Genomic DNA, 216 nt, shown 5'->3' on the forward strand with positions numbered 1-216 from the left:
GCTGACCAACAAAGACGGTCTGCCGATCGATAAACACTCGGCCCTGACTTTCACCCTGAGCGACGGCACCACCGTCATTACTGTGCCGGCCAACAGCACCTCGGGCTTCGTCACCGTTACTGCGCCTGACAACGTCTACACCGGTACCAACGACCCAGTGATCAAGTCGATCGCTTCGGTTGATGGCGCTGATGTCGGTCAGTTCGAGAACTTGGT

General features: G+C 57.4%; 1 protein-coding gene. It reads left to right on the plus strand.

The window, feature by feature from the left end:
• A partial coding sequence (locus HU770_RS26955) for an immunoglobulin-like domain-containing protein (protein WP_186666647.1) occupies positions 1-216 on the plus strand: 216 nt, incomplete at both ends.

It is taken from the genome of Pseudomonas sp. SWRI68, from assembly GCF_014269165.1.
In the GTDB taxonomy this organism is placed as follows: Bacteria; Pseudomonadota; Gammaproteobacteria; order Pseudomonadales; family Pseudomonadaceae; genus Aquipseudomonas; species Aquipseudomonas capeferrum.